The following is a 19,799-nucleotide window of genomic DNA, read 5'->3' on the forward strand; positions in this document are numbered from 1 at the left end:
CCGGCATGGCCGAGCGCCAGCTGCACCTCAACGTCAACATGTTGAACGCCGGCTTCTACGGCTCGGCCTGGCGCGCCGCGGCCAGCGAGCCCGACGCTTTCCTGACGGCCGCGCACTATGTGAAGACCGCCCGGATCGCCGAGCGCGGGACCTTCGACGCGGTGTTCCTGGCGGACGTGCCCGCCCTCAGCGACCGGCCGGAATACCGGCCGTTCCACGCGCTCGAGCCGACGCTCCTGCTCACCGCGGTCGCGGCCGCGACCGAGAATATCGGGCTCATCGCGACCGCCTCGACGACCTACAACGAGCCCTACAACATCGCCCGGCGCTTCGCGACGCTCGACCTCGTCTCGGGCGGCCGCTCGGGGTGGAACGTCGTCACCACCGCGGACGCCGCGGCCTCGCGCAATTTCGGCTTCGACAACGTCACGGCGCACGCCACGCGCTATGAACGCGCGGCGGAGTTCACCGAGGTGGTCACCGCGCTCTGGGACAGCTGGGAGGACGACGCGCTCGTCGGCGACAAGGCCTCGGGCCAGTTCCTCGACCTTTCGAAGGTCCATTCTATCCAGCATTCGGGCCGGCACTTCTCGGTGAAGGGCCCGCTGAACCTGCCGCGCTCGCCACAGGGCCATCCCGTCGTGGTGCAGGCGGGCGGATCCGAGGACGGCCGCGAGCTTGCCGCCCGGCACGCCGAGGCGATCTTCTCGGTGGCTCTCACGATCGAGGAGGGCGTCAGTTTCTCGGCCGACATCCGCCGGCGCGCTGCCCGCTACGGCCGACGCCCGGAGGCCATCGTGACGCTGCCTGGCCTTGCCACGGTGATCGGCTCGACCGACGAAGAGGCGCGGCGGCGCGAGGACCGGCTCTGGTCGCTCATTCCGGGCGATTACAGCCTCGTGCGGGTCGCGGGCATCTTCAAGGTCGACCCCGCAAACCTCGATCTCGACCGCCCGCTGCCGGACGCGATCGAGCTACCGGTCGACGGCTCGCAGACCTTCTTCCGCGCCATGTACGACACCGCCCGCCGCGACGGGCTGACGGTGCGCCAGCTGTTGCGAAAGCTCGGCGGCGGCACCGGGCACCGGGTCATCGTGGGCTCACCCGTCGAGGTCGCCGACGACATCGAGGCTTGGTTCCACGCGGGAGCCGCCGACGGGTTCAACCTCATGCCCGACGTCCTGCCTGACGGCCTCGAGATCTTCGTGGACGAGGTCGTGCCGATCCTGCGCAAGCGCGGGATCTTCCGCCACGCCTATGAAGGCTCGACCTTGCGCGACCATCTTGGCCTGGCGATGCCCGTAAACCGCAATGGCGCGCGTCGAATCGCAAGCTAGCTCTTTTTCCGCGCGTCCAACCAGAGACCGAAGGCGTCTTAGCTGCGAGGGTCGGGCTCTCGGAGCGCAGCCAAGTTCCGCTTGTGGCGCAGGCCGGCCGGAACCTGTCGCCCTCGGCAAACTCAGTCCCGTTCGACGCCTTGCTGCCGCAGCGGAGCTTCAGACCCGTCTAGCTCAAGAAGTCGTGCGCGGGCCTCGCCGGCGTGCGCAATCGGCATAGGTCTCGGGTTGGAGCGGCAGCCGGCGGGATCGCGGCTCTGACAGCGCGGTGAAGCAGACGAATGAAGCGCCTTTTCGGAGCGGCGGTGCTCCTGGCTACGTGCCTGGGCGCGTTTGGCGCTGCGGTCGCGGCCGACGACGACCGGCGACGCTACGTCAAGACTCCGACCGGCTTCCTGATGGTGCTCCGGCGCGGCGACGACGTCTTCGCCGAAGTGACGAAACTCGCCGAGCGGGAAAAGTTTGGCGGGGCCAGCCTGACGGGCATCGGCTTTCTGGAGACCGCGACCTTCGGGTTCTACGACTTCGAGAAGAAGGCGTTCGATCCGCGGACCTTCTCGAAGGTCGAGATGGCGAGCCTGACCGGCAGCATCGCCTGGCAATCTGGCAAGCCGTCGATCCACGCGCACGCCGCCGTCTCCGACGCGACCTTCGCGACTTATGGCGGGCACGCGCTGGCGCTCACTGTCGGAACCGGCTCGGCCGAGATCACCGTCACGGTCCATTCGGAGCGTCTCGAGCGGGAGGTCGATCCCGAGATCGGCGCGAACGTCCTCCAGCTCCGCTGATCGAGGCCGCAGCCAAGTCAAAACAGGCTGTCGATGATCCTCAGCCCGTCGTCGAACCGGTCGACGTCATAGGCGCGCGGACTTTCGAGCCCGGCACGGGCGTAGGTATAGGTCACGCGGTAGCGCCCTGGCCCGCGGGAAAACGTCCGCCAGTTCGTCGTGGCGGAAAGATCCATCTCCGAGTGCGAGGCGATGGAGCACGGGCGCCAGTAGTCGTCGTCGCGCCGCCAGTAGCGCTCATAGACCGGCTGCTGGGCGTCGATCGCGGCCTTGAAGCGATCAGGCTGCAGCTCCTCCGGAAGCGCGTTGTGGGCGCGCTCGATCGCGTGGATCTCTTCGCAATAGCGATGGACATGCGCGATCACGTCCGGCGCGTCGACGGGCTCGAGGCCGGCCGAAAAATCCTTTTCCTGACGCAGCGGGCGCGGCTGATCGGCTGACAGCGTGACGGTCCCGAAGGTCATGTAGACCAGCGTTGGGCCGGCAGGCCCGCGATAGGCGCCTTCGCCGCCTGACAGATGCATAGCGAGCGCCGCGAAGTCCCAGGCGGTCTGCTCATCGCAGGGAATGACGCGGGTGGTGAACTGGGCGAGCCCGCGCTTCTCGCCGAAATCGCGCGCGAGCCCGGCGTCGATTGCGCAAGGGGCCGGAACCGACGGATGATCCCAGCCCCACATCCAGGTCTGCTTCTCGCGGTCGAGCGTGCCGATCACCTGAACCGGCGCGGTCGCCTTCATGCCGTCGTCGGAGGTGAAGACGATTTCGCCCTTCTCGAGATCGACCGCCCAGGCGCGGTCGCCGAGCTGGAACAACTGGTTGGCGAACCCCGTCTTCAGCGCGAGTTCGTTGCGGGCGCGCTCCAGCGTCGAGGCGTGATCGAGCACAGGCGGCGCATCGATCGGCGCGCCGGGCTCCTTGCCGAACAGTCGCTTCAGGAAGGACGCCATCGCGGTAAGCTCCATGGCAGTTGGAAGAGGGGCGAGAGCGGTCGCCCAGCCGGTCGCATTAGCGTGTGGTTACGCGACTGACGTGGGCCTGCGAGAGCGGGTTTTGCGATCGGCGGAGAAACGGTGCGCCCCGACGGCATAGAAGATCGCCCCGCCAAGCCCCCCCCAGCGCCGTGGCCGGCAGCGCGAGGCCTGTTACGGTCGAAAGATAGCCGGGGCCGCTGAGAGCGGCGGCGATCCACCAGGGTGCGGACGCGATGGCCGCGCCTGCAAGCACGCCATTTGTCAGCGTCGGCCGAATGCGGCCTCGAAGCAGCGACACCATCGGGATGCCCAGCGCCAAGACCACGGGGACAGCGCCGAGGATGCCGGCGAAGAGACCGTCGACGAACCCGGGGCGAGCCTTCCGCGTCGCCTCGCCGATAGAGGGCGAACAGCAGGATGGGCGCGATTGGCGAGACGAAAAGCGCGAGAAACAGCCGGCCCAGGCTCGGCTCGTCCGGGGCGACCGGCGCTGACGGGTCGCGAGCTATTGGCGCGTCGAGGATTTTTCGATCACCGACCAGATCGCCTCGGGCGAGACCGTCGCCATCTTCGGAAAGCTCACCTGTCGCTCGGTGGAGCTCGGCCATGTCTTCACATCGCCCTTCTCCATCCTCGCCAAGATTCGCGATAGAGAATGATCTACTTCCAGTTCATGGAGGACGCCTACGCGTCCGCGAGTTCCTTCCGTCGAAGTGGATCTGGACGGTGACGACGACGAAAGAGACGCCTCCGTTCGAGGTCGGCCCCGTAGGGCCGCACACGTCGCTCGGGAAGGGCGCTCGCGTCGGATGTCGGGGGCGGCTTCTGAAACACTGGACGCATCGCATGCGTCGGAGAGCGTTCCAGGAATTCGTCCCTTCCATCCGACGCGATGTGGGATGCTATTTCTGCGTTTCCAGATAGTCCACGACCGCCTGCCGCTCTTCCGGCTTGGCGAGCTTGAACATCATCTTGACGGTTCCGCCGGCGTACTTTGCGGGATCAGTCAGCCACTGCTGCAGCTTTTCCTTGTCCCAGTTGCCGATCTCGCCGGCCTTCTTTTTGAGCGTCTCGCTGTAGGCGAAGCCCGGAACGCTCGCCACGGGGCGGCCGACGACGCCAGTGAGCGGCGGACCGATCTTCGCCTTCGCGTTCGGGCCGATCTCATGGCAGGTCTTGCACTTGGCGAAGACCTTTTCGCCCGCCGCCATGTCCTGGCCGCCAGCCGCCGCGGGCTGTGCGCCGCCCTGTCCCGGAGCGCCGGGCTGCTGTCCCGCCGCGCCGCTGCCGGAGCCGGGAGCGGTCGATCCGGGTGCGGCCTGCGCGGGTGAGGCGACCGCGGCCTGCGTGATGATCTGGGTGCCGTAGCCGTGGCGCCCCGCCCATTCCTGCCAGTTGTCCACGACCGTGCCGGTGAGCAGGATCCCGATGCCGCCGGTCAGCGTCACCAGCACCGCGAACCACCACGCCCAGCGATGGATCGACTCCATCGTGGCGTTGAAGCCCATGGTCCAGCGCCAGAACAGGGCCGCGCGCTCGGTCGCGGTGCCGCGATCGACGATCTGCTCGATCTCGCGGTCGCCGCCGTAGCGGGAGACGGCGAGGATCGTGCCGGCGTGCATCGCGAACAGCAGCGCCGAGCCGTAGAGGAACGCGATCGAGAGCGCGTGGAACGGGTTGTAGAACAGGTTGCCGTAGCGCAGCGAAAAGTTCTGGGTCCAGTCGAGATGCGGGAAGATGCCGAAGGGCGGCGCCTCCGACCATGACCCCATGGCGAACGGCCGGATGAAGCCGAGCACGAGGTAGAGGAAGATCGCGCTGGCGAAGGCCCAGGCCACATGCGTGCCGAGGCCGAGAGCCCGCGCCCGGCGATACATGCGCGCCCACCAGAGCAGGATCGCCGAGGTGAGGAAGAAGCCCGCCATCACCCACCAGCCGCCTTCTTTCAGCGGCGGGATGATCTTGAAGCCCATCTCGGGCGGCGGCGGCGCGAGGCTCAGCCAGAAGAACTCGCGGATGAAGGCCTGCGGGCTCCAGTTGACCGAGGCCAGCATGTTGAGCCCGATGATCTCGATCGCCAGGAACCCGCACATGAGCGAGGCCAGGCCGAGCCACCCGAGATAGATCGGGCCGATCTGCGCGTCGCCGAACCGGCCGATCCAGTAGTTGAACCGAAGCGGCGTCTGGCGTTCGAACGGGCCGGGCCGGTCCATGGGCACGCCCGCATAGAGCGGCCCGCGGACCTGAACGCGCGTGAAGATGTTTTGGTATTGAGCCATCGTCCCCTCCTCACACGGGCTTGCGCCAGATGTAGATGTCCTTCCACCACAGCCACCAGTCGGCCCAGCTCTTGCCCTCAGGCCAGTAAGGTCCCGAGATGATCATGCAGACGGCGCTGAAGAAGACGGCCGAAAGCGCAAGGAACAGCCCAAGACGATGGATGCCGAGCGGCCCGATCGAATAGCCGATGGTGTCGCGGAAGTAGGTGTTCTCGTGTTCGGCGGTCTTGATCTCCTTGCCGGGACCCGGGTTGGAGCTCGACAGGATCGCGCCGCCGTGCATCGCGAGCGCGAGCGCGGTCGTGAAGAAGAACGTGATGGCGATCATATGCGCCGGATTGTAGTGGAACTGGAGATACGCGTAGCCCGTGTTCGACACCCAATCGAGGTGGGTGAAGATCCCGTACGGGAAGCCGTAGCTCCACGATCCCATCAGGATCGGGCGGAACACCACCAGCGTGACATAGGCCAGGATCGCGAAGCTGAAGGCGAACGGCACGTGGTAGCCGATGCCGAGCTTGCGGCAGATCTCCACCTCGCGCAGCAGCCATGAGCCGAAGGCGCCGATCGCGCAGATCGTCACGACCTGCCAGATGCCGCCCTCCTTCATCGGCGCGAAGCCGAGGCCGTATTTGAGGTCCGGCGGATTGATCGAGATCAGGAACGGGTTCCAGGTCGGCCCGAGCGCCGCGCCGTAGAGGATCATCGAGATTCCGACGCCGGCGAAGATGATCGTCGCGACGCCGAAAAAGCCGACGAAGAACGGCCCGACCCAGAAGTCGAACAGGTCGCCGCCGATCAGGGTGCCGCCGCGGACGCGGTATTTTCTCTCGAAACTGAGCATCGCCATGGGACGCTCCTCCTCGGCGGTCGCCGTCTTGTTGCGCGTTCATGCCTTGAGGGATGGATCGCCGACGGCGGGGAGGCGTGGCTTGAGGCCGGGCCGTCCCGCCGCCGGCGGTTCTTGGACTTCAGCCTATGGGGCCGACATTGGTCCCGATGGAGGCCGCGGGCTTGGCCGCAGGTCCGTGGGGCTCCAGCCAGTTGAACCGGCTCGTCGACAACAGGATGAAGTGGATTACGAGCGCGAGCACGAAGAGGAAGGTGAACAGAGCCACCAGCGCTCTTCGCGGGTCGAACAGGAGCCACAGCTTCCACATGGGCGCCTCCTCAACCGATCAGCTGCGTCAGCGGCGCAAGCGCCGTGTGCACGCCGTCGAGCACGTCGTTCATCGCGTAGCCGTTCGGCCCGGGGATCCATGGCCGCCACATCCAGACGAGGATGTGAGCGATCACGGCCACGATCGTGAAGCCGATGAAGCTCGAGATGAACACGCTGTGGAATTCCTTGGCCTCGTTCTCGGTCAGTCCCGAGAGCGAGCCCCGTCTGTCGATGTCAGCCATCGTCATCTCCACAGGGATTACCGCGGCCACCCGCGCGGCGGGGACGTCCCCGGCCGGGCTTGGACCCCCGGTCGGTCTTCCCGGGCCGCCATGCGGGAAACATGGCGGCCCGGAAACTCTTGAGCCCGGACCCTGGCGGGGTCCGGAAAACGTCAGCCCATGAACGCGCAGGCGAGCGTCGCCGCCGCGGTCGCGTGGGCCTCCGAGAACACCGAGCGGCCGCCCGCGCTTCGCCCGCCCGTCGCGCGGCGCGCGATCTCGGCGGCGAGGAACAGCGGGTAGGTCGCGATGACGAGCGCGCGGAACTCCCAAAGCGCCGCCTTGCGGTCGCGCTCCTTGCCGAGGTCAGGCGCGTGGGCGATGTCGGTCATCGAACAGCCTCCAGCGTCGCGGCGCTTGCGCGCCCGATGTCGTCTGCGCCGACGGAAGCCGAGCCCCGCTGGCGCGCGCTGCGCTCGGCGGCGTCGCGAAGGCGACGCGCGGCCGAGATGCGGATGAGGATCGGTTGGGCCTCGAGAAGCGCGTCGAGCGCGTCCTGCGCTTGCGGCTCCCAGGCGAGCTCGGCGTGGGCCCGGCTCGGCGTCGCCTCGACGCGGTCGAGGTCCTGGGCGAGCGGCAGGATCTGGAACAGCGCGTCGAACAGCGCGTTGCAGACCTCCTGCACGAGGTAGGTCGCGCCCGAATAGCCCATGAAGGGCGTGCCGGTGTGCCGCCGGATGATCGCGCCCGGGAACGAGGCCGCGATGTAGCGGGAGCGCCCGCCGGCTTCGGCCGCGTACATCCGTTCGTTGAACGAGCCGAAGAGGACGAGCGGCGCCTTGTCCCTGACCATCGTGCGGACGAGGTCGTTGTCGGTCTTCTTTCCGGGCACGCGCGGGACCGCAAAGGCGCATGGCAAGCCCATGTCGTCTTCGAGAAATTTCTTTACGCCACGCACGTAGGTCTCGTTCGCCACAATCGCGAAGGAGGCGGTGGCGAAGAAGTCCTGCGTGACCGAGCGCCAAAGGTCCCACAGCGGCTTGATGGTCGTGTGCTTCTCGCGCTCGATGAAGGGCTCCGGATCGAGCCCCGTCAGCCGCCCGAGCTCGCGCAGGAACAGCGTGGTGGATTCGAGCCCGATGGGCGCCTGGAGATACGGCCGCTCCAGCGTCTCGCAGAGCAGGCGCCCGAACTCGCGATACATGCAGACATTGACATCGGCCTGCGCGAGCTTCGTCACGTCGGCGAGGTGACTGCCGAGCGGGAACGTCATCGCGACCTCGGCCCCGATCCCCTCGATCAGCCGCCGCACCTCCGCGAGGTCGGAGGGCATGTTGAAGGTCCCGTAGGCCGGGCCGATGATGTTGACCTTCGGCTTCTCGCCGTCCTTCCGGGGGCGCTGCGCCGGAACCCGCTTCGGGCCGAACTCCGACCAGAGCCACGCCATGGCGCGGTTCGCCGACTGCCACTGGTCCTCGTCGATGGTGCGCGGCAGGAAGCGCTTGATGTTGGAGCCCTGCGGCGTCACCCCGCCGCCGATCATCTCGGCGATCGAGCCGGTGACGACGACCGCGGGCAGCTCCGGGTCGAGCACGGCGCGGGCGCGCTTCATCGCGCCTTCGGTGCCGTGGCGGCCAAGCTCCTCCTCGCCGAGCCCCGTGACCACGATCGGCAGCTCATGCGGGGGGAGCGCGTCGGTGTAGTGCAGCACCGAGGTGACGGGCAGGTTCTCGCAGCCGACGGGGCCGTCGATGATCACCTGCAGGCCCTTGATGGCCGTGAAGACGTAGACCGACCCCCAGTATCCGCCGGCGCGGTCGTGATCGAGCACAAGCATCAGATCATCTCCTCGGCCTTGGCGGCGGCGGACTGCTTGATCAGATGCTTGCGATAGGTCTCCTTGTAGTCGTCGCGCTTCTGGGGCGTGTCTTCCCAGACGCCCGCCGCATGGCCTTCGCCGACGCCCTCGAAGAACGCCTTCATGGCGTCCATGCGCGACTTGCCGGCGATCGCGCCGTTGATCACCTGCGCGAGGGAACCCGCGCCCGCCGGGCCGAACAGCGGCCGGGCGGAGATGAGGTTCGTGAAGTAGAGCGCCGGGGTCCCGGCGGCCTTGGCCTTCTGCACCACTGGCGTGGTGCCGATGACGAGGTCGGGCTCGTATTCCGCCATGGCCGCGAGGTCGTGCTCGAGCGAGGCGCGGAAGCGGACCTTGACGCCATGCGCCTCCAGCCAGTCTCGGTCGGCCTCGGCCTGCGGCGTCTTGGGGCAGGCGGAGCCCACATAGCGAAGGTCCGCGCCGCTCTCGACCAGAAGACGCCCGACCAACAGCTCCGAGCCCTCATAGCCCGAGAGCGAGATGCGGCCCTTAATCGGCTTTGCGGCGAGCGCGCCCTTGATGGCGGGCAGCACGGCCTGCTTTGCGGCTTCGATCTTCTCCGCGGGGACGTTAACGGCCTTGCCGATGGCCTCGAGCCAGGCGGCCGTGCCCTCGTAGCCCACGGGCCCCGAGCCGACGATCGGGCGGCCCGCCGCCTCGAACTCGCGCATCGAGGACTTGTAGAAGGGGTGGATGGCGGCCACGACCGCGCCGTCGAGCGCGGCGTAGAGCTCGCGCCATTCGCGGGTCGGGACCACCGGACCGGCCGCGAGCCCCATGGGCTCCAGCATCCGCCCGATGCCGACGGGGTCGGCGGGGAACATCTCGCCGAGCAGCGTGACGGTCGGTTTTTCGGAGCGCCCGCCCTTGGGGGCCTGCACCGGGCCTTGCTCGACCTCGGTCCGGGCGTAGGCCAGCATCGCGCCGGCCAGAACGTCCTTGGCTTCCGCATGCGTCGGCACGCCGAAGCCCGGCACGTCGATGCCGATGATGCGGACGCCGTCGATCTCCTTCGGCAGCAGTCTGAGCGGCACGCCCGAGGCGGTGGGCACGCAGAGGTTCGTCACCACGATGGCGTCGTAGAGCGCGGGGTCGGCGAGCTTGAACACCGCCTCGCGGATGTCCTCGTAGAGCTTGCCGGTGACGAGCGTCTCCGAGTTGAACGGCACATAGCCGACGGTGCGCTTGGCCCCATAGAAATGCGACGTGAAGGTCAGGCCGTAGACGCAGCAGGCGCTGCCCGAAAGGATCGTGGCGGTGCGGCGCATGCGCAGGCCGACGCGGAGCGACCCGAAGGCGGGGCACATCGACTGCGGCTGGTCGTGGGGGCCGACGGGGTAGTCGGCGGCGTAGCGGTCGAGGATCTCGCTCTGGCCGGCCTTTTTCGCCGCCGACAGCATCTCGTCCTTGCCCGCATGGCAGCCGAGGGCCGGCGCGGAGCCGTCCTCCCTGCGCGGGGCGTCGGATTCGATGGCGTCGGGAGCGATGTCCATGGCGCGGCGCTCCCTCAGACCGCGTCGTAGACGACTTCGAGGGACGGCTTCCGGAAGTCGACCCGGCCGCACATGTCCTCGAAAGTCGCGGGCTGGAGCACGACGTTCCGCCCCACGGCGTCGCCGGCGAACAGGTTCAGCAGGCCGTCCTGGGTGAGCGGGGTCGGGCGCATGGGCGGAGCGTCGGCGACGTTCTGCGCGAGGCCTTCAAACAGCGGCGCCCAGCGCGAGCCCGGCCCTCCGATGATCTCGTAGGAGGCGCTCTTGCGACGGATGTCGTCGTCGGCGGGGATCGAGGCAAGGATCGGGATGCCGGCCGCTTCCGCGAAGGCCGCGGCCTCGCCGGTGCCGTCGTCCTTGTTCACGACGATGCCGGCGACGCCGACATTGCCGCCAAGCCGGCGGAAGTAATCCACCGCCGAGCAGACATTGTTGGCGACGTAGAGCGACTGCAGGTCGTTCGAGCCGACCACGATGACCTTCTGGCACATGTCCCGGGCGATCGGCAGGCCGAAGCCGCCGCACACGACGTCGCCGAGGAAGTCGAGCAGCACGAAGTCGAAGCCCCATTCGTGGAAGCCGAGCTTTTCGAGAAGCTCGAAGCCGTGGATGATGCCGCGCCCGCCGCAGCCGCGGCCGACCTCCGGCCCGCCGAGCTCCATGGCGTAGACGCCGTCGCGCTTGAAGCAGACGTCGCCGATCGCGACCTCTTCGCCCGCGAGCTTCTTCTTCGTCGAGGTCTCGATGATCGTCGGGCAGGCGCGGCCGCCGAAGAGGAGCGATGTGGTGTCGCTCTTCGGGTCGCAGCCGATCAGCAGGACCTTCTTGCCTTGCTGGGCCATGGAGTAGCTGAGATTGGCGAGCGTGAACGACTTGCCGATGCCGCCCTTGCCATAGATCGCGATGATCTGGGTGGCCTTGGCGGCGGGCTTTTCTTCGGTCGCTTGGGCCACAAGTGCGGCGAGGCGCGCTTCGGCGGTGCTCATGCCGTTCCCTTCCAGTCGATGATCATCTTCAGGCAGGACGGATCCTCGAAAGCGGTCCGGTAGGCGTCGGCCGCCTCCCGCGCCGGGGCGCGGTGGGTCACGAGGTTTTCGAGCGACAGGCGGCCCGAGGCCGTAAGCGCCGTGACGGCGGCGAGGTCGGCCGGCTTCCATTCGGCGGCGACGCGCAGGCGCGCCTCGCGCATGAAGGCCGGCGGAAACGCGAAGGAGACGCGGGTCTCGTAGAAACCCGCCAGGACGATCTCGCCGCCGGGCGCAAGCCGCTGGATGAGCGCGTCAGTGAGCAAAGAGTCGCCGGATGCGTCGCAGATCACGCGATAGTCGCGACGGGGATCGTTCTCGGGATCGATAACCAGATAACCGTCAGCGCCGGGCCGGCGGGCGGGAAGCTTCTCCCAGACGATCGGCGGCTCGGCTCCGAGCGCCACCGCGATGCGGGCGACGAGGCGGCCGAGCACGCCGTGCCCGACGATGAGTTCGGGCTGCGCATGGCCGGCGAAGGCGTGGTGCGCGGTGGCGGCGAGCGCAAGCAACGCGGCGCTCTCTCCAAGCGCCGGCTCGACTGGCGCGACGCGCGCGCCCGGCGTCACAAGCGCGCCCGCCGCCGCGCCGAACAAGCCGCGGATCTCGCCGAAACACTTCGCGCCGGGAACGAACACCGTCTCGCCGACGCGGCGGCCCGACTCGGGGCCGGCCTCGACGATCTCGCCCACCGCCTCGTAGCCCGGCACCAGCGGGTAGCCCATTCCAGGGAAGGGCGGCATCGAGCCGTTCCAGAGCAGCCGCTCGGTGCCGGTGGAGACGCCGCTGAACGCGGTCTCGACCACCACGTCGCCCGCGCGCGGCGCGGTCAGCGCGAGACCGCGGACGCTGATGCGCCCGGGCTCGTCCAGTACCACTGCGGTTGCGGCGAGGCTCATTGGGAGAACTCCCGTGGAGCTGCGGATGCGATATGTCAACTTAACGAGACGTCAATCTACGTCAAGTTAGCTTTACGCCTAAATTCGCCACATCGGCCCTTCGGAGCTTCGGCGGGCGGTGATGACGGCGAGCGGCAGCGCCCCGCGGGTGAAGCGGGTGCGCACGCTCCAGAATCCGGCTCGCTCCATCAGCTCCGCGATCTCCGCGGAGGTGCGCGGGCGCCCCGAGCCCATGGCCAGAAGGTAGAATCCGAAATAGGCGTGGCCGACGCGGGCGGCGCCCGGCATGTCGGCGATCGGCTCGGCGACCATGACCTCGCCGCCGGGCGTCAGCGCGTCATGAGCGAGCTTCAGCAGCGCGACGACGCGCTCGTCGTCATGATCGTGCAGCACGCGCACGAAGGAGACGACATCGGCCTCGCCCGGCGGCCGATCGGCGAAGAGATCGAGGCCATGGACGGCGATGCGGTCGCCGAGACCCGCCGCCGCGAGGCGCTGCCGAGCGCGTTCCGCAACCGGCGGGAGGTCGGCCATCGCGATGGCGAGGTGCTCCCAGCGCCGCGCGACCGTCTCGACGAAGGCGCCGTCGCCGCCTGCGAGATCGATCAGCGAGTTGCGGTCCCCGAACGAGAACACGTCGAGCACGTCGTCGGCCACGAAGGTCTGGGAGGCGGCCATCAATTCAGAGTAGGGGGCCGCTCCCTCCTCGCCGACCTCGCCTCCGCCCGCATAGGGCCAGAAGCGTGAGAGCCGCGTCTCGCCAGCCTCTCCGCGCAGGAGTTTTACGGGGTCTGCGAGGTCGGCGTAGAGCATGTCGTGATGCGCGATCATGGCGCGCACGCCGGTCTCGCCCTGGAGCGCGGAGCCGAGCGCTGCGATCTCGTAGGAACCGTTCTCCAGCCGCTCGACGAGATCGAGCGCCGCCGCGGCGTCGAGCAGTTTTTTGACGGCCTCCGGCGACATGCGGAGCGGCCCCGAAAGGTCTTCCGCCTTGCGCGGCCCGTCGGCGAGAAGCGCCAGCAGGTCGAGCTCCACCACGGCTTTCAGGATCTGCGAATAGACGAAGCCCGCGGTGTAATCGAACAGCCGCCTTGCGCTCGCCGTCGCGATCGGCCGCGTCAGCGGGTTCTGGGCCGCGCTCCTTCGAAACTCGCGATCGGCGAGCTTCTCGCGGCGTAGCTTTCGCCACGCCGCGCCGATGCGCTCGCCGGGCATGACCGGTGGTTCATGCCCCTCGTTGTCCACCGCGGTCATGCGGCGACGGTCTTCATGCCCGAAGGCATGAAGCGCCTCGTTTCATGCAGGATCAGCGCCCGAAAGTCCGCTTCGCCGGGGCAGGGCGGCACGAGCGCCGCCGCGCGGGCGACGAGCGACTTGAGCCGCCCCACCGCGGCCTCGAGCCCGAGTTCGAGCACCGCGCTCGGCCGCCCCAGCGCCTTGTCGCGGCCGGCGGGTTTGCCGAGTTGGGCCTCGCTGCCGACATGGTCGGAAATGTCGTCGGCGACCTGGAAGGCCTCGCCGATGGTCTCGCCGAGCGCCCGCCACGGCTCATGGGCCGCGCCCGCCGCCGCTGCGCCCGCGACCGTCGCGGCGGCGAAGAGCGAGCCGGTCTTGGCGAGGTGATAGGCGGCGAGATCCACTGCGCTTTCACATTCCCAGGCTTGACCTGCCGTGATGCCGCCCTGCGCCCCGACCGCGCGTCCGACGACGCCGACCAGCGCTCCGATGCGCTCGGGCCGCCGCATGGGCGCGGCTGCGATCGTCTCGAAGGCGAGCACGATCAGCGCGTCGCCGGCGAGCACCGCGAGCGGCTCGCCGAACGCCCGGTGGGCGGAAGGCTTGCCGCGCCGAAGGTCCGCGTCGTCGAAGCAGGGCAGGTCGTCATGCACGAGGCTTGCGCAGTGCAGGAACTCGATGGCGGCCGCCGCGGCGTCGGCAGCCGCGGGATCGTCGTCCCCGCAGGCTTTCGCCACAGCGAGCGCCAGCCGCGGGCGTATCCGCGCCCCGCCGGGGAACACCGCATAGTGGAGCGCGTCCGCCAGTCGTGGCGGGCAGTCGGCGCCGGCTGCGGCGCGCAGCGCCTGTTCGAGCGTCCGTTCGATGCGCGGCGTCAGGTCCATGGATCCCTCCCGGTGCGCGCGTCTAGTTTTTATGACGTGCATATTTGTCCAAAATATTGGACAACGGAAGAGGCTCGCCGAAATGTTTTCGGCGGCCTATGGGATCGAGGCGAGATGCTCTGGCCAGAGCGAGGCCTTCGCCATGCCGGCTGACCGCGTGGTCGTGATCGGCGCAGGGATCGGCGGGCTCGTGGCCGCCGCCGTCCTCGCGCGCGCCGGGCTCGACGTGACAGTGGTGGAGAAGGCCGCGCGGCCGGGCGGAAAGATCCGGACCGTCGAGGTTGCGGGTCGGCCGATCGACGTCGGCCCCACGGTCTTCACCATGCGCGGCCTGATGCGCGAAATCGCCGGGACGGCGGGCTTCGATCTCGACGCAGCCGTCACGCTGAGACCCGTCGAGACGCTCGCGCGCCACGCCTGGGGGCCGGAAGAGCGGCTCGACCTCTTCGCCGATCCCGCCCGCTCGGCGGACGCGATCGGCGACTTCTCCGGCGCGGCGGAAGCGAAGCGCTTCCTCGCCTTCCACGCCGAGGCCGCGCATGTGTTTCGCACGCTCGACCACAGCTTCATCCGCGCCGAGGCGCCGAGCCGGGCGGGGCTCGTGATGGGAGCGGGGCTTTCGGGGCTCGTCGATCTCGCCCGCATCCGCCCGTTCCAGACGCTGTGGTCCACGCTGACAAGGATGTTCGAGGACCCGCGGCTGCGGCAACTCTTCGGCCGCTACGCCACCTATTGCGGCTCCTCGCCGTTTTCCGCCCCCGCCACGCTGATGCTCGTCGCCCATGTAGAGATGGACGGGGTGTGGCTTGTCGAAGGCGGCATGATCCGCCTTGCGGAGGCCTTCGCCCGGCAGGCCGAGGCCAACGGCGCGACGTTTCGCTATGGCGTCGGCGCGGCGCGCATCGAGGCCGAGGGCGGAAACGTCTCGGGCGTGACGCTGGAGAGCGGCGAGTGGCTCGCCGCCGACGCCATCCTGTTCAACGGCGACGTCGAGGCGCTGGGGGCCGGGCTTCTGGGCGAGGCGCCCGTCCGGGCCGCGCCGCGCACCAGCCCGAACGACCGCTCGCTCTCCGCCGTCACCTTCGCGTCGGTCGCCCGCGCCGACGGCTTCCCGCTCGCGCGCCACACGGTGTTCTTTTCGGGCGGCTACCGCGCCGAGTTCGACCAGATTTTTGGTCGCTCGCAGCTGCCCGAGGCGCCCACCGTCTATCTCTGCGCGCAGGACCGTGACGACGGGGGAGGTTTGCTCTCCGACGGCTTCGCGTCGGAACCACCTCCGTCATGCCCGGCCGCAAGGCCGGGTATCCACGACTTGGGAGACGGCGCCGTCGCGAAGGGAAGTCGTGGATACCCGGCTTCGCCGGGCATGACGGCGGAGGCGCGCGGTCGGCGGAGCGATGCTCCCGACGTCTTTCCGGAACGCCTGATGCTGCTCGTCAACGCGCCGCCGGTCGGCGACGTCTATCAATTCGGCCGCGAGGAGATCGCGAGATGCGAGAGGAACGCGCTGGAGCTATTGGACCGCTGCGGGCTGACGCTGGAGTTTTCGGGCGAGACGATCGCCACCACGCCGAGCCAATTCGCGCAGATGTTTCCGGCGACCGGCGGGGCGCTTTACGGGCCGGCGAGCCACGGGTCGAGCGCCTCGTTCCGGCGGGCCGTGACCACGAGCCGCCTGCCGGGGCTCTATCTCGCGGGGGGCAGCGTCCATCCGGGGCCGGGCGTGCCGATGGCGGCGCTTTCGGGATGGCGAGCCGCCACCTCGCTGATCCGGGACCTCGCTTCGACCGGAAAATCCCGCCGAGCGGCTACGCCTGGTGGTATCTCGACGGCTGGAGCGAGGACGGCCGGCACGGGCTGACGATCATCGCCTTCGTGGGCTCGGTGTTCTCGCCCTATTACGCGCTCGCCCGCCGCCGCGGTCCTGCCGATCCGGAAAATCACTGCGCCCTCAATGTCGCGCTCTACGGGCCGGGCGGGCGCTGGTCGATGACCGAGCGCGGCCGCCGCCGCATTCGGCGTGAGCCGAACCGCTTCGTCATCGGCCCGAGCGAGCTCGTCTGGGACGATTCCGGGCTGACGATCCGCTTCGAGGAGATCTGCGCGCCGATCCCGAAGCGGCTGAAGGGCGAGGTGCGGGTGAGCTTCGGCCCTGTGCTGAGCCGCGCCTTCGCGATCGACGGCGAGGGTCGTCACGAATGGCGGCCGATCGCGCCGATGGCGGAGCTCGAGGTTCGATGCGAGAGCCCGGCGCTGAACTGGCGCGGCGACGGCTATCTCGATTTCAACGAGGGCTCCGAGCCTTTGGAGACCGCGTTCTCGAAGTGGATCTGGGGCAGGGCGCGGACCCGCGACGGGGCGCTGGTGCTCTATGACGTCGCGCGGCGGCGTGGAGCCCCACTGTCGCTCGGGATCGCGATCGATGGGGAGGGGCGGTTCTCCTCCGTCCCCGCGCCGCCCGTCGCGGCGTCGCCAAGACTGCTCTGGGGCATGCCGCGCCTGGTCTGGCGCGACGCGGGGACGGTCCACCGCATCGAGGCGAAGCTGGAAGACGCGCCGTTCTATTCGCGCTCACGCATCGCGACGACGATCGGCGGCGAGGAGGTTTCGCTCATGCACGAAAGCCTGTCGCTCGACCGGTTCGGCATGCCGGTGGTGCAGGCGATGCTGCCGTTCAGGATGCCGCGGCGCGGATGAAGGGTTGATCCTCCCCTGCGCTTCAGCGCGGGGGAGGGGGACCGCGAAGCGGTGGAGGGGGCGGGCGCAGGCGATCGACGCGTTTGCGCCAAGGGCCTCCTCCACCATGGGCTTCGCCCATGGTCCCCCTCCTCCGCTGACGCAGAGGAGGATCAGGAAAAGCGCGTCTCTTGGGGCTGTGCGGCGTCCCGCTCCGCCTTCTCCCGGTCCTCCCGCAATGTCCGGCGGATCGAGACCCACTGCCAGCCGAGCACGCCGAGGATGACGCCGAAGACGCCCAGAAGCTCGATCAGGCCGAAGGCGTGAGAGTCGATCACCGGGCCCAGCCACGCTCGATGCGGCGCGCCTGCTCCAGCCGCGCGAAGGCCTCCGCCACCCCGCCGACGCGCTCTCCGAAGCGGGGAGGCGCGGTGGCCGGCGCCGGTTCGCCCATCGCGGTCGCGGCTTCGATGAGCGCGCGCCCCGATGCGAGCGCCGGCGCTTCGGCGTCGCGTCCCGGCGTCGGAATGACCGAGGTGAGCGAGGCCGCAAGGCGCCATGCCTTGGCCGATCGACCGACGACGGCGCGGCGCGTGACGCTGTCGTGGCCCGCCGCCGCCACCTCGTCGCCGATCGCCGCATAGATCCGCCGCGCGGCTCCTATCGCCGGCCGGCAATCGAGCGGCAGCGCCGCGATGCCGGCGTCAGCCCGCGCATAAAGCTTTTCAGCTTGGCCCAGCAGGCGGCGGACGACGCGCGCAAGCGCCGGCGAGGGTCGGGGCGCCGCCAACAAGGCATCGGCGTCGAGGCCTGCTTCCGCGCACCAGTCGAGCGGGAGATAGAGGCGGCCCATACGGGCGTCCTCGCCGACGTCTCGCGCGATGTTGGTCAGCTGCATCGCGACGCCGAGGTCGAGCGCGCGGGCGAGCGCGGCGGGCGAACGCGCGCCCATCACCAGCGCCATCATCAGCCCGACCGTGCCCGCGACCCGCACCGCATAGGCTTCGAGCGCGTCGAATTTTTCGTAGCGCCGGCCTTCGGCGTCCCAGGAGAATCCTTCGATCAGCGCGTCGGGAATGGCCCGCGGGATTCGTCTCCCCGCCACCGCCGTCGCAAAAGCGCGATCAACTGCGCTGTCCTCGGGGCGCTGGGCGTAGGCGGCGTCGAGCCGGGCCTTTAGGCGCTGAAGGCTCGCCGGATCGGTCGATGTGTCGACCGCGTCGTCGGCCTCGCGGCAGAAGGCGTAGAGCGCGACCGCCGGCTCGCGAACGCGCCGCGGCAGCAGCAGTGAGGCGGCCTGGAACGAGCGCGACCCCTGGGCGAGGATCGCCGAACAGGCGGCGAGGTCAGCGGACGAGGCTTGTCGCATGCGGGACCACCTGATCGAGGATTTTTGCGGAGCACAGCACCCCCGGAAGCCCTGCGCCCGGATGCGTGCCTGCGCCTACGAGAAAAAGGTTCTGGACCTCCTCCGAGACGTTGTGCGGCCGGAACCAGGCGCTCTGGGTCAGCACGGGCTCCAGCCCGAAGGCGGCGCCGTGGGGGCTCAGGAAGTCGTCGCGGAAGGTCAGCGGCGTCGTGACCGTTGAAGTGACGATCTCGCGCTCGAAGCCCCGCATGACGGTCTGGTCGAGGAACCGCGCGACCCTTTGGCGATAGGGCTCGGCCTCCTGCGTCCAGTCGGCGCCGCCGAGCAGGTTCGGGACCGGCGAGAGCACATAGAACCCGTCGCAGCCTTCCGGCGCGAGCGACGGGTCGGTCGCTGTCGGCCGGTGCAGATAGAGCGAAAAGTCCTCGGCGAGGCGCTTCCTGGAAAAGATGTCGTCCAGCAGGCCGCGATAGCGCGGACCCATCAGAATGAGGTGGTGGGGCAGCTCCGCAAAATGCTTTCGCGTTCCGAAGCGCCACACGAAGAGGCTCATCGAGTAGCTTGATTTGTTGAGCTTTTGATCATTCCAGCGTCGCCTCGTTTCGCCGGCGAGAAGGCGAGAATAAGTGAAGCCGCTGTCGGCGTTCGAGACCACGACGTCAGCGCGGATCATCTCGCCGCTCGCTAGCTTCACGCCCGTCGCGCGGCCGTTCTCGACGAGGATGCGCTCGACTTCCGCATTGAGCCGCACCGCGCCGCCAAGTCCGCGGACGAGGCCCGCGAGCCCCTCCACCAACCGACCGATCCCGCCCATCACGTAATGCACGCCCCAGCGCCGCTCGAGCCAGGCGATCAGCGCATAGAGGCTTGAGGCGCGGAACGGGTTTCCGCCGACGAACAGCGGATGGAACGAGAGCGCCTGACGCAGCCGCTCGTCCTTCACGAAGCCGGCGACGAGCGCATGGACCGAGCGATAGGCCTTGAGCCGCACCAGTTCTGGCGCGATGCGCGCCATGTCGGAGACGCGCGAGAATGGCTTCGCGCCGAGCTCCTCGAAGCCAACGCGGCAGAGCTCCTTCGAGAAGGCGAGGAAACGCTCATAGCCGTCGAGGTCGGAGGGTGACAGGCGGCGCACCTGCGCGCGCATCGCTTCCGCGTCGGTCGAGCAATCGAAGGTCGACCCGTCGTGGAAGCGGATGCGGTAGAACGGGTCGACGGGAACGAGCGTCACGTCGTCGGCCATTCGTCGTCCGGCGAGCGTCCAGAGCTCCTCAAAGAGATGCGGCGCGGTGACGATGGTCGGGCCCGCGTCAAAGGTGAAGCCGTCCTGTCGGTGCACGCGCGCCCGGCCGCCCGGTTGGTCAAGCCGCTCCAGCACCGTCACGCGCCAGCCGCGCGCGCCGAGCCGCACCGCCGCCGCCAGCCCCCCGAAGCCGGAGCCGATGACGACCGCATGCGGCCGGTCGTCGACGAGGGGCCAGCCGTCAGCCATGGGCGGTCGTCCTTGGCGTAGAAGGGCGATTGCCGCGAGGTCGGCCCCCTCCCTCCCCCTTGTGGGGAGGGTGAGGGTGGGGGTGGTT

The 19,799-nt window shown here is 69.0% G+C and carries 19 protein-coding genes and 1 pseudogene; 4 read left to right on the plus strand and 16 right to left on the minus strand.

Going from position 1 to position 19,799, the window contains the following annotated elements:
- Positions 1-5: 5 nt before the first annotated feature.
- Both ACFOWB_RS08975 and ACFOWB_RS08980 read left to right on the plus strand, forming a co-directional pair.
- Positions 6-1,337: an LLM class flavin-dependent oxidoreductase gene (locus ACFOWB_RS08975; RefSeq protein WP_261403682.1), complete on the plus strand. Its 1,332-nt coding sequence runs from the start codon at positions 6-8 to the stop codon at positions 1,335-1,337.
- 281 nt (positions 1,338-1,618) lie between these two features.
- Entirely contained in the window at positions 1,619-2,125 is a 507-nt protein-coding gene (locus tag ACFOWB_RS08980) for a PPC domain-containing DNA-binding protein (RefSeq protein ID WP_261403681.1), read from the plus strand.
- 17 nt (positions 2,126-2,142) lie between these two features.
- Here the strand turns inward: ACFOWB_RS08980 and ACFOWB_RS08985 are convergent, their stop codons facing one another.
- From ACFOWB_RS08985 to ACFOWB_RS09045, 13 genes and pseudogenes are all read right to left on the minus strand, one after another.
- Complete coding sequence (locus tag ACFOWB_RS08985) at positions 2,143-3,072, minus strand: DUF6882 domain-containing protein (protein WP_261403680.1); 930 nt, start codon at positions 3,070-3,072, stop codon at positions 2,143-2,145.
- A gap of 926 nt (positions 3,073-3,998) precedes the next feature.
- Complete coding sequence (locus ACFOWB_RS08990) at positions 3,999-4,307, minus strand: c-type cytochrome (protein ID WP_261405890.1); 309 nt, start codon at positions 4,305-4,307, stop codon at positions 3,999-4,001.
- Positions 4,308-4,463: 156 nt separating this feature from the next.
- Positions 4,464-5,375: pseudogene (gene pufM, locus ACFOWB_RS08995) on the minus strand (photosynthetic reaction center subunit M); the annotation flags it as partial.
- A gap of 10 nt (positions 5,376-5,385) precedes the next feature.
- A complete protein-coding gene (gene pufL, locus ACFOWB_RS09000; protein ID WP_261403679.1) occupies positions 5,386-6,225 on the minus strand; it encodes a photosynthetic reaction center subunit L in 840 nt (279 codons plus the stop codon).
- 121 nt (positions 6,226-6,346) lie between these two features.
- Positions 6,347-6,535, minus strand: coding sequence for a light-harvesting antenna LH1, alpha subunit (gene pufA, locus ACFOWB_RS09005; protein ID WP_261403678.1), 189 nt, complete (start codon positions 6,533-6,535; stop codon positions 6,347-6,349).
- Between the two features lie 10 nt (positions 6,536-6,545).
- Positions 6,546-6,779: a light-harvesting antenna LH1, beta subunit gene (gene pufB / locus ACFOWB_RS09010; protein ID WP_261403677.1), complete on the minus strand. Its 234-nt coding sequence runs from the start codon at positions 6,777-6,779 to the stop codon at positions 6,546-6,548.
- 152 nt (positions 6,780-6,931) lie between these two features.
- Positions 6,932-7,150 carry a hypothetical protein gene (locus ACFOWB_RS09015; RefSeq protein ID WP_261403676.1) on the minus strand — a complete coding sequence of 73 codons (219 nt, stop codon included), beginning with the start codon at positions 7,148-7,150 and terminating at the stop codon, positions 6,932-6,934.
- The gene (bchZ, locus tag ACFOWB_RS09020; RefSeq protein ID WP_261403675.1) at positions 7,147-8,595 is read right to left on the minus strand and encodes a chlorophyllide a reductase subunit Z; all 1,449 of its coding nucleotides are present in this window, start codon (positions 8,593-8,595) and stop codon (positions 7,147-7,149) included. Before bchZ ends, ACFOWB_RS09015 begins: the two co-directional genes overlap by 4 nt.
- On the minus strand, positions 8,595-10,130 hold the full coding sequence (gene bchY / locus ACFOWB_RS09025; RefSeq protein ID WP_261403674.1) for a chlorophyllide a reductase subunit Y: 1,536 nt from the start codon (positions 10,128-10,130) through the stop codon (positions 8,595-8,597). Before bchY ends, bchZ begins: the two co-directional genes overlap by 1 nt.
- A 14-nt stretch (positions 10,131-10,144) precedes the next feature.
- Complete coding sequence (locus ACFOWB_RS09030; RefSeq protein ID WP_261403673.1) at positions 10,145-11,116, minus strand: chlorophyllide a reductase iron protein subunit X; 972 nt, start codon at positions 11,114-11,116, stop codon at positions 10,145-10,147.
- Positions 11,113-12,054, minus strand: coding sequence for a chlorophyll synthesis pathway protein BchC (gene bchC / locus ACFOWB_RS09035; protein ID WP_261403672.1), 942 nt, complete (start codon positions 12,052-12,054; stop codon positions 11,113-11,115). Before bchC ends, ACFOWB_RS09030 begins: the two co-directional genes overlap by 4 nt.
- A 78-nt stretch (positions 12,055-12,132) precedes the next feature.
- Positions 12,133-13,308 carry a methyltransferase gene (locus ACFOWB_RS09040; protein ID WP_261403671.1) on the minus strand — a complete coding sequence of 392 codons (1,176 nt, stop codon included), beginning with the start codon at positions 13,306-13,308 and terminating at the stop codon, positions 12,133-12,135.
- Entirely contained in the window at positions 13,305-14,174 is an 870-nt protein-coding gene (locus ACFOWB_RS09045; protein WP_261403670.1) for a polyprenyl synthetase family protein, read from the minus strand. The genes ACFOWB_RS09040 and ACFOWB_RS09045 overlap by 4 nt, the downstream gene beginning before the upstream one ends.
- 142 nt (positions 14,175-14,316) lie before the next feature.
- Between ACFOWB_RS09045 and ACFOWB_RS09050 the strand changes: the two genes are divergently transcribed.
- Both ACFOWB_RS09050 and ACFOWB_RS09055 read left to right on the plus strand, forming a co-directional pair.
- Positions 14,317-16,035, plus strand: coding sequence for a phytoene desaturase family protein (locus ACFOWB_RS09050; protein ID WP_378146830.1), 1,719 nt, complete (start codon positions 14,317-14,319; stop codon positions 16,033-16,035).
- The gene (locus ACFOWB_RS09055) at positions 15,921-16,871 is read left to right on the plus strand and encodes a carotenoid 1,2-hydratase (protein WP_261403668.1); all 951 of its coding nucleotides are present in this window, start codon (positions 15,921-15,923) and stop codon (positions 16,869-16,871) included. Before ACFOWB_RS09050 ends, ACFOWB_RS09055 begins: the two co-directional genes overlap by 115 nt.
- Before the next feature lie 152 nt (positions 16,872-17,023).
- Here the strand turns inward: ACFOWB_RS09055 and ACFOWB_RS09060 are convergent, their stop codons facing one another.
- From ACFOWB_RS09060 to ACFOWB_RS09070, 3 genes are read right to left on the minus strand one after another with little or no spacing between them, the layout of a single operon-like run.
- A complete protein-coding gene (locus ACFOWB_RS09060; protein ID WP_261403667.1) occupies positions 17,024-17,188 on the minus strand; it encodes a hypothetical protein in 165 nt (54 codons plus the stop codon).
- Positions 17,185-18,219: a phytoene/squalene synthase family protein gene (locus tag ACFOWB_RS09065; protein WP_378146833.1), complete on the minus strand. Its 1,035-nt coding sequence runs from the start codon at positions 18,217-18,219 to the stop codon at positions 17,185-17,187. Before ACFOWB_RS09065 ends, ACFOWB_RS09060 begins: the two co-directional genes overlap by 4 nt.
- Positions 18,197-19,711 (minus strand): phytoene desaturase, encoded by a 1,515-nt coding sequence (locus ACFOWB_RS09070; protein WP_378146835.1) that lies wholly within the window; start codon positions 19,709-19,711, stop codon positions 18,197-18,199. The genes ACFOWB_RS09065 and ACFOWB_RS09070 overlap by 23 nt, the downstream gene beginning before the upstream one ends.
- Positions 19,712-19,799: the final 88 nt, after the last annotated feature.

It is taken from the genome of Chenggangzhangella methanolivorans, assembly GCF_042648545.1.
In the GTDB taxonomy this organism is placed as follows: Bacteria; Pseudomonadota; Alphaproteobacteria; order Rhizobiales; family Methylopilaceae; genus Methylopila; species Methylopila methanolivorans.

Excerpts from the sequence above, each read along its gene's own strand:
- ACFOWB_RS08975 (WP_261403682.1), top strand. The coding sequence starts at position 6 with ATGGCCGAGCGCCAGCTGCACCTCAACGTCAACATGTTGAACGCCGGC.
- ACFOWB_RS08980 (WP_261403681.1), top strand. The coding sequence starts at position 1,619 with ATGAAGCGCCTTTTCGGAGCGGCGGTGCTCCTGGCTACGTGCCTGGGC.
- ACFOWB_RS08985 (WP_261403680.1), bottom strand. The coding sequence starts at position 3,072 with ATGGCGTCCTTCCTGAAGCGACTGTTCGGCAAGGAGCCCGGCGCGCCG.
- ACFOWB_RS08990 (WP_261405890.1), bottom strand. The coding sequence starts at position 4,307 with ATGGCGGCGGGCGAAAAGGTCTTCGCCAAGTGCAAGACCTGCCATGAG.
- pufL (WP_261403679.1), bottom strand. The coding sequence starts at position 6,225 with ATGGCGATGCTCAGTTTCGAGAGAAAATACCGCGTCCGCGGCGGCACC.
- pufA (WP_261403678.1), bottom strand. The coding sequence starts at position 6,535 with ATGTGGAAGCTGTGGCTCCTGTTCGACCCGCGAAGAGCGCTGGTGGCT.
- pufB (WP_261403677.1), bottom strand. The coding sequence starts at position 6,779 with ATGGCTGACATCGACAGACGGGGCTCGCTCTCGGGACTGACCGAGAAC.
- ACFOWB_RS09015 (WP_261403676.1), bottom strand. The coding sequence starts at position 7,150 with ATGACCGACATCGCCCACGCGCCTGACCTCGGCAAGGAGCGCGACCGC.
- bchZ (WP_261403675.1), bottom strand. The coding sequence starts at position 8,595 with ATGCTTGTGCTCGATCACGACCGCGCCGGCGGATACTGGGGGTCGGTC.
- bchY (WP_261403674.1), bottom strand. The coding sequence starts at position 10,130 with ATGGACATCGCTCCCGACGCCATCGAATCCGACGCCCCGCGCAGGGAG.
- ACFOWB_RS09030 (WP_261403673.1), bottom strand. The coding sequence starts at position 11,116 with ATGAGCACCGCCGAAGCGCGCCTCGCCGCACTTGTGGCCCAAGCGACC.
- bchC (WP_261403672.1), bottom strand. The coding sequence starts at position 12,054 with ATGAGCCTCGCCGCAACCGCAGTGGTACTGGACGAGCCCGGGCGCATC.
- ACFOWB_RS09040 (WP_261403671.1), bottom strand. The coding sequence starts at position 13,308 with ATGACCGCGGTGGACAACGAGGGGCATGAACCACCGGTCATGCCCGGC.
- ACFOWB_RS09045 (WP_261403670.1), bottom strand. The coding sequence starts at position 14,174 with ATGGACCTGACGCCGCGCATCGAACGGACGCTCGAACAGGCGCTGCGC.
- ACFOWB_RS09050 (WP_378146830.1), top strand. The coding sequence starts at position 14,317 with ATGCCGGCTGACCGCGTGGTCGTGATCGGCGCAGGGATCGGCGGGCTC.
- ACFOWB_RS09055 (WP_261403668.1), top strand. The coding sequence starts at position 15,921 with ATGGCGAGCCGCCACCTCGCTGATCCGGGACCTCGCTTCGACCGGAAA.
- ACFOWB_RS09065 (WP_378146833.1), bottom strand. The coding sequence starts at position 18,219 with ATGCGACAAGCCTCGTCCGCTGACCTCGCCGCCTGTTCGGCGATCCTC.
- ACFOWB_RS09070 (WP_378146835.1), bottom strand. The coding sequence starts at position 19,711 with ATGGCTGACGGCTGGCCCCTCGTCGACGACCGGCCGCATGCGGTCGTC.